The sequence below is a fragment of the Phenylobacterium sp. J426 genome, from assembly GCF_024699945.1.
Lineage (GTDB): Bacteria > Pseudomonadota > Alphaproteobacteria > Caulobacterales > Caulobacteraceae > Phenylobacterium.
Genome location: NZ_JAJOMY010000002.1, coordinates 145,503 through 158,581, shown reverse-complemented (window position 1 = coordinate 158,581; position 13,079 = coordinate 145,503). Strand labels below are relative to the sequence as shown.

At 66.1% G+C, this 13,079-nt stretch carries 10 protein-coding genes and 1 pseudogene; 4 read left to right on the top strand and 7 right to left on the bottom strand.

The genetic code is table 11. The annotated features are described in order from the left end of the window. Positions 1-747: 747 nt before the first annotated feature. From LRS10_RS25465 to LRS10_RS22425, 3 genes are all read right to left on the bottom strand, one after another. On the bottom strand, positions 748-1,107 hold the full coding sequence (locus LRS10_RS25465) for a recombinase family protein (RefSeq protein ID WP_374571272.1): 360 nt from the start codon (positions 1,105-1,107) through the stop codon (positions 748-750). Continuing rightward, complete coding sequence (locus LRS10_RS25460) at positions 1,097-1,516, bottom strand: recombinase family protein (protein WP_374571269.1); 420 nt, start codon at positions 1,514-1,516, stop codon at positions 1,097-1,099. The genes LRS10_RS25465 and LRS10_RS25460 overlap by 11 nt, the downstream gene beginning before the upstream one ends. Positions 1,517-1,740: 224 nt before the next feature. Continuing rightward, entirely contained in the window at positions 1,741-1,956 is a 216-nt protein-coding gene (locus tag LRS10_RS22425; RefSeq protein ID WP_257839386.1) for a helix-turn-helix domain-containing protein, read from the bottom strand. Positions 1,957-2,573: 617 nt separating this feature from the next. Here LRS10_RS22425 and LRS10_RS22420 point away from each other — a divergent pair. After that, positions 2,574-3,941 carry a recombinase family protein gene (locus LRS10_RS22420; RefSeq protein ID WP_257839385.1) on the top strand — a complete coding sequence of 456 codons (1,368 nt, stop codon included), beginning with the start codon at positions 2,574-2,576 and terminating at the stop codon, positions 3,939-3,941. 464 nt (positions 3,942-4,405) lie between these two features. Next, positions 4,406-4,723, top strand: coding sequence for a hypothetical protein (locus LRS10_RS22415; protein WP_257839384.1), 318 nt, complete (start codon positions 4,406-4,408; stop codon positions 4,721-4,723). A 282-nt stretch (positions 4,724-5,005) separates the two neighbouring features. Here LRS10_RS22415 and LRS10_RS22410 read toward each other — a convergent pair whose 3' ends face one another. Next, complete coding sequence (locus LRS10_RS22410; RefSeq protein ID WP_257839383.1) at positions 5,006-5,149, bottom strand: hypothetical protein; 144 nt, start codon at positions 5,147-5,149, stop codon at positions 5,006-5,008. Between the two features lie 253 nt (positions 5,150-5,402). On the opposite strand from LRS10_RS22410, the gene LRS10_RS22405 reads away from it, so the two are divergent. Further along, positions 5,403-6,107 (top strand): Crp/Fnr family transcriptional regulator, encoded by a 705-nt coding sequence (locus tag LRS10_RS22405; RefSeq protein ID WP_257839382.1) that lies wholly within the window; start codon positions 5,403-5,405, stop codon positions 6,105-6,107. 14 nt (positions 6,108-6,121) lie between these two features. Here LRS10_RS22405 and LRS10_RS22400 read toward each other — a convergent pair whose 3' ends face one another. The 3 genes and pseudogenes from LRS10_RS22400 to LRS10_RS25455 all read right to left on the bottom strand — a co-directional run. Further along, complete coding sequence (locus tag LRS10_RS22400) at positions 6,122-6,478, bottom strand: response regulator (protein ID WP_257839381.1); 357 nt, start codon at positions 6,476-6,478, stop codon at positions 6,122-6,124. A gap of 170 nt (positions 6,479-6,648) precedes the next feature. Next, positions 6,649-9,513 (bottom strand): PAS domain-containing sensor histidine kinase, encoded by a 2,865-nt coding sequence (locus LRS10_RS22395; protein WP_257839380.1) that lies wholly within the window; start codon positions 9,511-9,513, stop codon positions 6,649-6,651. Between the two features lie 31 nt (positions 9,514-9,544). Beyond that, positions 9,545-9,919 (bottom strand): annotated as a pseudogene (locus LRS10_RS25455) (PAS domain S-box protein); the annotation flags it as partial. A 51-nt stretch (positions 9,920-9,970) separates the two neighbouring features. Between LRS10_RS25455 and LRS10_RS22390 the strand changes: the two are divergent. Continuing rightward, positions 9,971-13,078, top strand: a complete 3,108-nt coding sequence (locus tag LRS10_RS22390; protein ID WP_257839379.1) for a CHASE domain-containing protein — start codon at positions 9,971-9,973, stop codon at positions 13,076-13,078. The last annotated feature ends 1 nt before the right edge of the window (position 13,079 follow it).

The window sequence follows — 13,079 nt, the reverse complement described above, 5'->3', positions numbered from 1 at the left end:
GCGGTGTTCGACGCCCAGTCGTGGCACGCTCGGTCGACAGGATGGCGCGTCTCAGACGGACGTCGGGCCGTCTGCCCACACGTGACTGCGCCGAACCCGCTCCAGAATTCGGATTGAACGCCACTCAGCCAAAGGCCGGGCGACCCGGAATAAGCTTAGGGCCAAGATGCCACGCAGCTAGGCTACGTGGGTGCTGGATCCCCCCATGAAGTTCCCATGCGCACCTTGCGCTTCACCAGTACTTCCAATTGGCGGCCAGCTGCCGCGCACTCGGCACGTAACCCACGCGACGGTAGAGCTCTGCAAGATTGCCGAAACGGCGTCGGATTGTCGCTGGCGATGGAACGCTTACTGACCTGTCAATTAGCTTCATGGTCAAGTATCCTTCCTGCGCCAAGAGACGACTGATAAGATCGAGGATCTGGTCATCCGTGTAGAGCCCGCGTCCATAAGGCTGCGTTTGTGGGTCAAGGCGGCTGTTCAGTCTGCGGAGCCGGGGTTCCGCTTGCACCCCTAGGCGCTGCTTCAACCCTTGCATGCCATTGAAACGTCTGCGGTAGGTGTGCGAGGCCCATCGACCGTGGCGCTCCAGGAGGCGCCCGGTGAGTGCGCCGTGATCGGCCGCAATGCGTCGGGCATCGGCAAGCAGAGCCTCGTCGGAAATGTCCCTGGGATTGTTGCGAGCTCGCTTCCTTTGGGCGGCGGCGAAGACGCGCTGCGACACGATCGCCGGCGCAGCGTTTCGCGCTACCGTCCATAACGAATTCTTGCCGCCGACCACTTCTCACCGCGGCTGTTGACAATGCCTTCGGAGTTCAATCTCCTCGCAATGGCTGCATCGCCAGTCTTCGAGCGCGAGTACATAGCAAAAACGCGCTGAACGGTTCGAACCTCGTGCTCGGGTCCGAGCACCAGATGAGTATGGACGCCTTGGCGCTTCTTCCAAACCAGGGGGTCTCCGCCCTGCGAAGGCAGCCCTTTCGCGTCCAGTACCTCGCGTCGGTACCCGAACGGTGGGGATCCTCCCGGCCACAGGCCTCGAGCCTGTATGCTGCGGCGAGCGAGCGTAACTTTCAGGGAGAGGTCGCGGCTGTACTCAGCGGCCATCGCTCGCTTTATCTGCTTCATAAGCGTCGCGGCGGGGCTGCCGTCGTTCTCGAACGGCTCCGCGCAATAGCGAACATTCACCCCGGCCTCTGCGCACATGAACTCGTAATGTGCCGCCTGATCCGGGTTCTGGAAGCGCCCCCCACCGACTGACGTCATAAACGAGTATCGTCGTGAACTCTGCGTCGCCGGACACGACATCCGCCAGCAACGCTTGTAAACCCGGCCGGTTACGGACGTTGAGCCCGCTGACGCCTTCGTCACTGTACGTCCTGACAATCTTCAGTCCATGTTTTGAAGCGTATGATGCGTTTGTCGCACGCTGAAAACTTAGCGAGAGATCCTGGCGCTCTGTCGACATACGAAGATACTGCGCAGCTTGCTGGCGTGGATGGGGATCTTGCGCCATCATACTAGTGACCCCTTGGTCAGCGGAACCAGCTTAGCACCGAGCAGCTTGCAAGCACGATCTCCGTTCTTCTCCATAACACGTGCGAATGCCGCCGCGCCTTAGCAATGACGTCTGTTATCCGCTCCCGATGCGCGGCAGAGCGGCATCTTATTGTCATCGCGACTTGGCGGCAGAGCGCTCTTCGATCCTGACCGCAGAGACGAATCCGACCTCCGGAGCCGTCAAAGCGGCAGTGGCTTCAGAAGCTCCATAGGGTCAACGTCGAAGTAGGCGGCAAACCGCTCGACCACGGAAAGTGTTGGATTGCGTTGACCCCGCTCGAGCTGACCCACGTAAGTGGGGGCAAGGCCAACCGCGTCCGCCAAAACCTCCTGCGTGATGCCGCGCGACTGCCGCATCCGGCGAAGGTTCTGTGCCAAGGATTGCGCCAGCCGCATATGATGAACCGGCTGCAAGCCTTGACAAAAGACCAGTCACGATAGTGACTATTGGCGCTATCGCGCCCGGATGTCGCGGCGTCGGACGCGATACGTCGTCTGCAGCACACTTCGATGCGCTCTCGCTGAGCGAAGATCCACGACGCGTGGCGCGATGCGGCAAGGCTGGAAGGGCTCAGCCAGAGCCATGGAGGTGAGTAGATGAGGATTGGCCACTCTTCCGGCGACCTTGCTAGGTGGCCGCCGTGCAAGCATCTTTTGGTGCATGCGTATCGCCCAACCTTGAGCATTTCGTTCGCGCCTTAAGGTTTGCGAAACGCGGTTTCGCGGCTCAGTCGCCGCAACATCTCTAAAGTTTTCATGCTAGCACCGCCGATGTTGTCAGCACGGGGTCATGGGAGCTGGCTGGTCGAGGAGCACTGTGACATGTCCACAAACCCCCTAGCCGGCGCCAGTAAGGCCCTCGGCGGTCAGGCGCGCTGGGCTCGATGGACCCGCCGGTGCGTGCCGCCGAGCGTCCACATGGCCGAAGCTTGGCAAGCGCACGGCTGCCCATGGGTTTGAGCGCCGCTCATGGGGAACTGCCTGCTAGCCCGGAAGGAGATGACGCTCCGGCCGTGCGTTCCTCCAGCCTTTTGCCTGCGGCCCAATATCTGCGCATGTCGACCGAGCATCAACGTTACTCGATGCAGAACCAAGTTGCTGCGATTGCGGCCTACGCTCAAGCACGGGGCTTTCAGATCGTGGGAACGTATCAGGACCCGGGTCGAAGCGGCCTCACGCTCTCAGGTCGTCCAGGGTTGCAGCGACTACTGGCCGATGTCGTAGCGCCTGACCGCCCGTTCGAGGCGATCCTAGTGCTCGACGTGAGCCGCTGGGGGCGCTTCCAGGACGCAGATCAGGCGGCGCATTATGAGTTCATCTGCCGAGCTGCTGGGGTTGCAGTTCATTACTGCGCCGAGCCATTCGATAATGACGGCGCCTTGTCCTCCATGATCATCAAACACCTCAAGCGGCTTATGGCCGCCGAATATAGCCGCGAACTATCTAGTAGGGTTGTCCGAGCGCAACTCCAGCAGGCTCAGCTCGGCTTCAAGCAGGGCGGAGGTCGCGCTTACGGCGTCCGACGCGTCCTCGTCGACGAGACTGGCAAGGTTAGGCTGGAACTCGAAGACGGCCAACGGAAGGCGATGGCGCGAGAGCGGGTGGTGCTTGTGCGGGGTCCTCCGCACGAGGTTCGGACGATCCAGCGGATTTTCCATCTCTACGTTCGTGAACGTCGGACAATCGGTGCCATCGCCGAGCTCCTGAACAGTGAAGCAATCCCATCTAACCAAGGTCAACCCTGGACCTACTGGCGAGTCCGCTGCGTTCTTGCCTCTGAGTTCGCCCTTGGCAACTACGTGTTCAACCGCGCCAGCCGACGCCTTCAGGGACGACAGGTGCAGAACCCGCCTGCCAGCTGGGTGCGAGTGCGGGTGATGCCGCCGATCGTAAGCGAATCACTTTTTGCGGCCGCTGCGGCGCGGATGGCGGCGGGTCGACCGCAGTTGTTCTCCGATGGCGAGATGCTGAAGCGCCTGGCGCGGCTATACAAGCAACACGGTTACCTCTCGACCGCCCTGATCGACGCTTGTTCCTACACGCCCGCTGCGGTGACCTATCGTCTCCGATTTGGCAGCCTGAGCGGCGCATACGACAAACTCGGTTTCGTGCGCAGCATACGCTGGCGTGCGACGGGTCTAAAACCGGCAACCGACGAAGAGATGTTGGAGATCCTGAGATCGCTACACCGGCGTCACGGAAAGGTGACGAGTGGTGTGATCAAGGGAGACCCGACCAGCCCGTCGGTCGAAACTTTCCAGGATCGCTTTGGCTCTTTGACCAGGGCGTACCATCAAGCTGGGATTCCAACGCGGCGGGCTCCAAAGCCGCGGGTTCAAGTGCCCGGGGCTCCGGGAGGAGAAGGGGAGCGCCAGAAATGAGCTTCCACCATTCGTCGTGTCGATGACTCCAAAGCCCGCGACTGCGGCCCTGTGGCAGCTGACTCATAATCCGCAAACGTCGCCGAAACCCTTGCACCTTCGGCCGCAAACTCTGCGAACGAGATTCGCAGCAGGTTTGGAGTCACGGCTGCTGCAGTACTGCCGTTGGCGCTCTTGAGGACATAGCCGGGGTCGCCAGCCTCAAGCTTAACGTCTCGCAGTCCGGTAGGCCGATCGTCCGACGCATCACGTGTGCGTGGCCGAGCGGCGCTTCCGGTGCGCCACGATGGTCGTCGCGCCACCGGCACGAATTCATGGCGCGCCTTTTTGGGGTCGCGGCTGGCGGCGCGGTGCTGCGACCGTGGCTGCGGTGTCGGCGTAGACGTGTTGGCCGGAGGAGGGGCCGGCGCGCGCCGGAGGCGAGCCAATACAACGTTCGCGCGTTTTCGCCTCGGAGGCGTGCGATGCGTGGCGCTTGGAAAGCCTGGTTGGTCTGCCTCTCCTGCTCCCTTGTCGGCGTCACCGGACTGGTGCTGGCGGTGGAGGCCTTCGTTACCGGAGACGTGGAGCGGCTCGGCATCGTGCGCGCACCCGGAGCCGCGCTCATCCCCTACTGGATCTTCGTGCTCGGGGGCGCCCTCGTCGCCCTGGTCCTTTCAATCGCCGGCGTCGTCGGCCTTTGGAACCTGCTCCTGCCGGTGTCGCGCGATCCCAGGCTTAACGACGACAACAGAGGGACGCGCTCGTCAGACAGTCAGACGAGCAGTTGCGCGAAGGACTAGCGTTGTGCCCCAGGGTGTGTCGCGAAGCGAAGTCGCGGCCGCGAGCGGACCTTCTAAAGGTCCGCTACCGACACGTGACCTCTCCGCCACGGTCGGAAGGGCGTTTGAAGTGGAGGCTCGGCGCGTCCGCTCATTGGGCCGGTGCCGCAGTTGGGCGTGCATGTTCCAAGAGCAAAGCGAGGAACGCGTCCTGGTGTGTCTCCGTGAAATGGGTTGCCGCTGCCTGGCACGCGGCGGCGAACACCTTCTTCGGCGCTGTCACGCTTCTCCTGAGAGTCGCCCTTAAGCAGGCGGCAGGTAGGCGTTGTCGCGCCGCTCGGCGGGCGTCAGCTGCTTCCACCGCTCTAGCTCCAGCTGGCGCAGCTCCCAGTCGGGGATCGTGGGGATCAGCAGTGCGCCGCCGTTCGGCATCCGGTAGGTGTCCACCCTCAGGCCGCCACGTGTTTGGCGGCTATGCAGAAGTTCGGCCTGTGACATGGCTCGCTCGTGTTTGGATAGCCGATTAACCGCCTGACGGACCGGCCGTTCCGTGGGCTGTCAATTGAGACCGCCGTCCAACGACTATACGTGGGACCTTCCCCGGTGTGGGAACAGACCCGTTGCGGCCAAAGAGGGGTCGCCTAGGCGACAGACAGGTTTCGCCCATGTGGTCTTAGTCCCGAAGGCGAGGGCGATCATCATGCAGTTCGGGGCCAACGGCCTGCTTCGGGTGTTGGCCATCGGCGAGGCTGCGCCGCTGCTCGCCCGCGCGGAGCCGGTGCGGCTGCAAACTGGGCAGGCGCTGCTGCAGCCGGGGGAACGTCCCAGCCATGTGATCTTCCCGTTGGTTGGCCTGGTCGCCCAGACGGTCGCGTCGGCGGAGGGGCGTGTCGCCGGCGTTTCGCTGATAGGCGCCGAGGGCGGCGTGGGCATCGTCGAGGCCGCCGGACGCGCGCCGGTGTTCAGCACCTTCCGGGTGCAGGCGCCCGGCGCGGGCCTTCGCCTGGCGGCCGAGCTCCTCGTCGAAGCCCTTGAGGTCGAGGCCCGCGCGCGCGCCGCGTTCCAGCGCTACGCCGCGATCCGAAGCGCCGAACACGAGAACTGGATTGCCTGCGCCGCCTTCGCCTCGGCCGAGGCGCGGTTGGCCATGCTCCTGCTGTTGGCCCGCGAGCGGGGCGGCGACGGGCGGGTCGTGCCGCTCACGCAGGAGTTCTTGGCGGAGATGCTGGGCATGCAGCGGACGACGGTCACTCAGGCGGCGAGCCAGTTTGCGTCCCGTGGGGTGATCAGGACCCTACGGGGCCGGGTCGAACTCCTGGATGTCGACGCGCTGAGAGAGGCGGCGGCCGTCTGCCTGCGGGACCTCGAGGCGTTCCGCCGCAAGCTTGAGGCGCTTCCGATCTGAGGCTGGGGCCACGCTCAGGCGGCAGCGCAGGCCTCCTGCAGGCGGCGAGGATGAATCGGCTTGGGAATCACCTTGGCGGCCGGTCGGCCGCGCACCATGTCGGGGTTGGCGGTGACGAAGACCGCCGGGATTTCGCCGAGCTCGCGATGGATGGCGTCCACGGCTTCCACCCCGGTCCCGCCGATGATCCTGATGTCGGCTGTGATCAGCGCAGGCCGCCGCGCCCGCGCGGCCGCCAGCGCCGCCGGCGGGCTGTCGGCCCAGTCGAACGAACTGTAGCCGATCTCGCGCAGCAAGTGCTCGATCTCAAGTGCGATTAGCGCCTCGTCCTCGATGATCAGCGCGTGCGCGGGATTTGCTGCCGACCCCATGAACACCCTCTAGCCGCTCCGACTGTCCGGGATCGGAGCACTCCTCCTGATGCTAGGCTTCGCTTAGGGCGTCAACGGTCGCCGCGCCTTCGCGAGGCGCGCCGATCGGTCGCGGTTTCTGACCCGGAGCGCCGGCCTCTGTCTCGCACACCTGAACCCGCAAGCTCAGCTCAGCGGGGCTTCGCCTCGATCATGTCGCGGATGCGCGTCGCTATGGCTTCGATGGCGAAAGGCTTGGTGATCATCTGCATCCCGGGCTCCAGGAAGCCGTTCGCGATGGTCGCGTTCTCGGCATAGCCGGTCATGAACAGCACCTTCAGTTCCGGCCGAAGTTCGCGGGCCGCGTCTGCGAGCTGTCGGCCGTTCAGGCCCGGTAGGCCCACGTCCGTGACCAGCAGGTCGATCCGCATGTCCGACTGGACGAGCTTAAGCCCGGCGGGGCCGTCCGCGGCTTCCACCGCGCGGTAGCCGAGCTCCTCCAGCACATCGACGATCAGGTCGCGCACCGCGGTCTCGTCTTCAACGACGAGGACGACCTCGCCGTGCTCGGAACGGTGTTCTTCCCGTAGACCTCCGACTTCCAGGTCCGCTTCCTCGCCTTCGCCGTAGTAGCGGGGCAGGTAGAGCTTCACGGTCGTGCCCTTCTCGAGCTCGGAATAGATCTTCACATAGCCTTCGGACTGACGGGCGAAGCCATAGATCATCGAAAGGCCAAGGCCGGTGCCCTGACCGATCGGCTTGGTGGTGAAGAACGGCTCGAAGGCCTTGGCGACAACATCGGCGGGCATCCCCGCGCCGGTGTCGGTCACGCAGATGCAGACATACTGCCCCGGCCGCACCTCCCGGCTGCGGGCCGCGTAGGCGTTGTCCAGGTGGGCGTTGCAGGTCTCGATGGTGATCGTCCCGCCCGTCGGCATGGCGTCCCGGCCATTGATGGCCAGGTTGAGGATGGCGTTCTCCAGTTGGTGGGGATCGCACTTGGTCAGCCACAGGCCGCCGGCGGTCACGATGTCCAGCCGAACGGTTTCGCCGAGAGAGCGCCGCAGCAGCTCCTCCATGCCGGTGACGAGCCTGTTGGCGTTGACCGGCTGGGGGTCCAGCGGCTGCCGGCGCGAGAAGGCCAGCAGCCGGTGCGTCAGGGCTGCGGCGCGGTTCGCCGACGACATGGCCGATGTCGCATAGCGCTCCACCTTGTCGAGCTGACCCTGGCTGATCCGCCGCTGCAGCATGTCGAGCGAGCCGATGACGCCGGTGAGCAGATTGTTGAAGTCATGGGCGATGCCGCCGGTGAGCTGGCCGACGGCTTCCATCTTCTGGGCCTGCCGCAGTTGGTCCTGGGCTGCGTCGAGTTCCGCCTGCTTTTCCTTGTCGGCCGTCACGTCCCGGCCGCTGGCGTAGATGAGATCGCCTTCCGGCGCCGCCACCCATGAGATCCAGCGGTACGAGCCGTCCCAGTGACGGTAGCGGTTCTCGTAGACCGGCAGATCCTCCGCGGAGGCAGTCGCCAGGGCGTCCTCGCTCGACGGGTGGTCGTCGGGATGGATGAAGTCGAGATAGCTTCGGCCGACCAGATCCTCGGAGCGCCAGCCGAGGATGGCGTTCCATGCGGGGTTCACGGCGCGGAACACGCCGTCGATGCCGACCACCAGGAGCAGGTCACGGGAGTTGTTCCAGGTCCGGTCGCGCTCGGCGATGGCCTGCTCGACCCTCGCCTCCAGGGTCTGGTTGAGGTCCCGCAGGCGCGCCTCGGCCTCGCGGCGCTCCGTGATGTCCGTGTGGACGCCGACCCACTCCTGCACGAGGCCTTCATCGCTGAGAAGCGGCACCGCTCGGATCGAGAAGGTGCGGTAGGCCCCGTCGGCGCAGCGGACGCGATGCTCGAAGACGAATGTGCGTCGCTCCTGGACGGCGGCGTTCCATGCCGTGACGGTGGGCTCGGCGTCCTCAGGGTGCACCGCCTTGGCCCAGCCGTAGCCCTGGTAGTCTTCGAGACTCTGCCCCGTGAGCGCCGCCCAGGCCGGCTGCTCGCCCTCCATCTGCCCCAGGGCGTTGTTGGTCCAGAGCACGCCCTGCACGGCGTCGATCGCCGCGCGGAAGCGGGCGTTGCTCCGGCGGACCTGTTCCTCCGCCTCCCGGCGCTCCTGGATGTCGATCACCGAGCCCACATAGCCTAGGAACTCGCGGTTCTCGCCGAAGCGGGGCGACGCGGCATCGATCGCCCAGTGGTAGGTCCCGTCCGCGCGGCGGAGACGATATTCGATCCGGAACGGCGCCTGTGCGGCGTTGGCCGAAACGAAGGCCTGTTCGGCCAGCGCCCTGTCGTCAGGATGTGTGGCGTCGAGCCAGCCGAAGCCTTCAGCCTCCGCCTGCGTCTGGCCGGTGAATTCGTACCAGCCCCGGTTCAGGTAGGTGCAGTAGCCGTTCGGATCGGTCACCCACATCATGACCGGCGCATGGTCGGCCATGTTGCGGAAGCGGGCTTCGCTCTCCCCGAGCGCCAGCTGATCCGTGGCCCGTTCGGTCATGTCGCGCGAGACCGACAGCAGGAAGTGCGGGTTGCCGTCGGCGTCCGGCACGGCCGAGACCTGGACATCCCACCATTTGGGCGTCCCCTTGGCGGTCGGGCAGAAGCCGTAGAAGCGGCCCAGGCGGCCCGCACGCGCCTCGGCGACCGCCCGACGCACCTCCGGCCGCAGGTCGTTCGGCCAGAGTTCGGCCCAAGGCTGGCCGACCAACCTGCCGAAGTCCTCGATCTGCATGAGGCAGAGGCCGGGACCGTTCATGGCGGTCAGGCGACCTTCCAGGTCCAAGGTCTTCACGCAATCGGCGCTGCTTTCGAACAGAGCCCTGGCGAACACCTCGCTCGCCCGCAAACGCTCGTTGATCTCGTGGCGCGCGGTCTCGTCGCGAAGGATCTTCAGGAAGCCGGAGGAGCCGTCCCGCAGGGGCATCATCAGGCCGTTCGCCCAGAAGCGTGACCCGTCCTTCCGGACGTGCCAGCGCCGGTCTTCGGCGCGGCCCAGATCGCCCGCCATCAGCATTTCGGCCTGTGGCGCGCCGCGTTCCCGGTCCTCGGGGGGTGAAGATGTCCGCCCCGTCGCGCCCAACCATCTCCGCCGACGACCAGCCCAGGAGGTTCTCCGCGCCCGGATTCCAGCTGGTGACGACGCCGTCCACATCGAGCGTGAGAATGGCGAAGTCCGTCGCGCTCTCGACAATGGTGCGGTGGAGAAGCTCGCTGCCCTTCAGGCGCGCGATCTCAGCCTGCAGCGCGGCGATGCGCTCAGCTTCGCCGCCGCCGGGCGGCGCGCTTCCGTTACTTCCTTCAGCCAAGCTGAGCCCCTCAGGTGTCGAGCTATATAGCGATGCAACTACGGCAACGCCGAACCCTTTCCTTAGGGTCGGACCCGTTCGCCAAGAAGGGGATTTCGCCGGCGACACTTGTGTCGCCTGCGCCGGGCTCCTAAGTCGGCGCCCCGCTGTGGACGCGCAATGTTCGACGACCTGGAAACTGACGCGCTGACCGAACTCGTCAACATCGCCGTGAGCGGCGCCGCAACGCGGTTGGGCGGGATGGTCGGTAGTTTGGTCGAGCTGAGCGTTCCGGCGATCTCGGTCGCGAGCAGCGCTGAGGCCCGCGAGACGCTGGTCCGGCTCGGATTGCACGAGCTCGTCGCTGTGCGCCAAGTGTTCGATGGCGCCGTCGCGGGCGAAACCCTGCTTGTCTTCCCGGACGCCTCACTGCCCGGCCTCCTACGGGCCGTCATCGGTGAGGACGTAAGCGCCGACGCGCGCGAAGCGCTCGCTGACGACGCCTTGAAGGAAATCGGCAACGTTGTGTTGATGGGGTTCCTGAGCACCATCGGCAACATGCTGCGGCGCGACTTCGACGTCGGGCTGCCGCAAACCGTGGAGGGGGCGCCGTCCGACCTCTTTGCTGCGGCTGATGGCGCGGTGCTGTTGATCTACATGAACTTCAGCATCGCAGGCGTCCACGTGCGCGGCTACTTCGCCATGGTCCTGGGGCTATCCAGTCTTGCGGCCCTCAGGTTGGTGGTCCGCGAGTTCCTTGTGCGGACGGGGGGCAGTAGCGCCGCCAGCCTGAAAGGCAGGTGTAATCGACCAAGCGCTGCGCAGGGCAGGCGAGGCGCCAGGCTAATGGGCGCGGTGAGTTGGCGGTCCGAGGTCGTTCAGAGCCGCCGCGTAGCCGTCACACCGTCGGAACAGGGACGAAAGCCCTATGTCGGGCCTCACCTTGACAGCCTCTTGCAGGTCCTCTCAGAACGCGCCGTGCATCGCCGGCGGCTCCTTACACTCACGAGGCATCAGACCCTGGCCGGCGTGACCCTGCTGGTCGGGGTCTTGGCGACGCTGTTGGTCGCCGGCCAGCTCTGGCAGGCGGGCCGAGCGAAGGACGACGCCCGTTTCGAGGCCGAGGTCGATCTCGCCATCGCCCGGCTGGCGGATCGGATCGAGACCCACATCGCGCTGCTTCGCGGCGGGGTCGGCCTTTTCGCCGGCAGCGACGAGGTGACGGCGCGGGACTTTGCCGATTACGCCGCGCAGCTGGGCCTCGGCAGCCGGTATGCGGGCGTCCTGGGGATCGGCTATTCGGAAGTCGCGACCGGTGAGGCCGAGCGGCGCGCGCTGGAGCGCCAGATGCGTGGCGAGGGGCTTACCGATTTCAAGGTGTGGCCGGCGGGGCCTCGCCCCATCTACCACAGCATCGTCTTCTTGAGCCCGCTCAACGATCGCAATCGCGCCGCGCTCGGCTATGACATGTTCACCGAGCCCACGCGCCGCGCGGCCATGGCGAAGGCCCGCGACAGCGGTCAGGCGGCAGCCTCCGGGCGGGTCCTGCTGGTGCAGGAGATCGAAGCCCGGAAGCAACCCGGCTTCCTGATCTACCTGCCGGTCTATGCCGAAGGCGTGGTCCCGGCCTCGCCATCGGAGCGCGCCCGGCGCCTGCGCGGTTTCGTCTATAGCCCCCTTCGAACGCACGATCTGCTGGGCGCCGTCTTCCCGTCGACCGCAGACCGCCTGGTCGACGTGGCGATCTACGACGGTGTCGTCCGGCAAGCCGATCTGCTCTACGCCACGGCCCTCGAGCCTGGCCGCGCCACGCGGCAAACCGTGCGCTCGCTCGACGTCGGCGGGCGGACCTGGGCGGTCGTGGTGCAGGCCCGGCCGGGCTTCGCCAGCAGTTCGGCTGCGCCCTGGGCCGCCGGCGCGGGCCTCCTGTTGACGCTGGTCCTCGCCGGCGCGTCCTTTGCCCAGGGGCGCTCGGCGGCCTCGCTGGAGCAGGCCCGCGAAGACCTTCAGGCGCTCGCCGGCAGCCTGGAGACCCGGGTCGAGGACCGCACGCGAGAGCTCGCGGGGGCGAACGCGGTTCTGCAGCAGGAGATGCGCCGTCGCGAAAGCGCGGAGGCGCAGGTGCGGCAGATGCAGAAGATCGAGGCCATCGGCCAGCTGACCGGCGGCATCGCTCACGACTTCAACAACATGCTGGCGGTGATCGTCGGCAGCCTGGATATGGCGCGCCGAAGGCTTACCGGAGACGAAGACGCCCGCATCGTCCAGTGTCTCGCCAATGCGTCGGAAGGCGCCAGCCGCGCGGCGATGCTGACGGCGCGCCTCCTGGCGTTCTCGCGCCAGCAGCCGCTCAGTCCCATGCCGATCGACGCCAACAAGCTGGTCAGCGGCATGTCCGAGCTGCTGCGCCGCTCGCTGGGCGAGCAGGTCCGGGTCGAGACGGTGCTGGCGGGCGGCCTTTGGCGCACCTACGCCGACGCCGGCGAACTGGAGAACGCCATCCTCAACCTGGCGGTGAACGCCCGCGACGCCATGCCGGACGGCGGGCGGCTGACCATCGAGACGCTGAACACCCATCTCGACGAGGCCTATGCGGCGGCGCATTCGGAGGTGAGCGCGGGTCAGTATGTGACGATCTGCCTGACCGACACGGGCACGGGCATGACGCCGGAGGTGGCGGAGCGGGCCTTCGATCCGTTCTACACGACCAAGGGGGTGGGCAAGGGGACCGGGCTGGGCCTGAGCCAGGTCTACGGCTTCGTGAAACAGTCCGGCGGCCACGTGAAGATCTACTCAGAGCCGGGAGAAGGCACTACGATCAAGGTCTACCTGCCGCGCTGGTTCGGGCCGGACGCCAAGATGGAGGCGCAGGCCGAACGGAGCGAGCTGCCGCTGGGACGGCCGGAAGAGATCATCCTCGTGGTGGAGGACGAAGCCCAGGTGCGGCATCTGTCCGTCGATGTGCTGCGGGAGCTTGGCTACACGGTCGTGCAGGCGTCCGATGGCGCCCAGGCGCTGGAGCAGCTGGCGATACAGCCGCGCGTGGACCTGCTCTTCACCGACATCGTCATGCCCGACATGAACGGCCGGCGCCTGGCCGAGCAAGCGTTGGCCGCCCGCCCGACGCTGAAGGTGCTCTACACCACGGGCTATACCCGCAACGCCGTCGTCCACAACGGCATGCTGGACCTCGACGTCGCCTTCCTGTCCAAGCCGTTCACGGTGGAGCAGCTGGCGCGCAAGGTGCGCCAGGTGCTCGATGGCCAGGGGGCGAACCGCACCGTCTGAA

Coding starts and splice junctions, on each gene's coding strand:
- LRS10_RS25465 (WP_374571272.1), bottom strand. CDS start 1,107: ATGGCCGCTGAGTACAGCCGCGACCTCTCCCTGAAAGTTACGCTCGCT.
- LRS10_RS25460 (WP_374571269.1), bottom strand. CDS start 1,516: ATGGCGCAAGATCCCCATCCACGCCAGCAAGCTGCGCAGTATCTTCGT.
- LRS10_RS22425 (WP_257839386.1), bottom strand. CDS start 1,956: ATGCGGCTGGCGCAATCCTTGGCACAGAACCTTCGCCGGATGCGGCAG.
- LRS10_RS22415 (WP_257839384.1), top strand. CDS start 4,406: ATGCGTGGCGCTTGGAAAGCCTGGTTGGTCTGCCTCTCCTGCTCCCTT.
- LRS10_RS22405 (WP_257839382.1), top strand. CDS start 5,403: ATGCAGTTCGGGGCCAACGGCCTGCTTCGGGTGTTGGCCATCGGCGAG.
- LRS10_RS22400 (WP_257839381.1), bottom strand. CDS start 6,478: ATGGGGTCGGCAGCAAATCCCGCGCACGCGCTGATCATCGAGGACGAG.
- LRS10_RS22395 (WP_257839380.1), bottom strand. CDS start 9,513: ATGGCGGGCGATCTGGGCCGCGCCGAAGACCGGCGCTGGCACGTCCGG.
- LRS10_RS22390 (WP_257839379.1), top strand. CDS start 9,971: ATGTTCGACGACCTGGAAACTGACGCGCTGACCGAACTCGTCAACATC.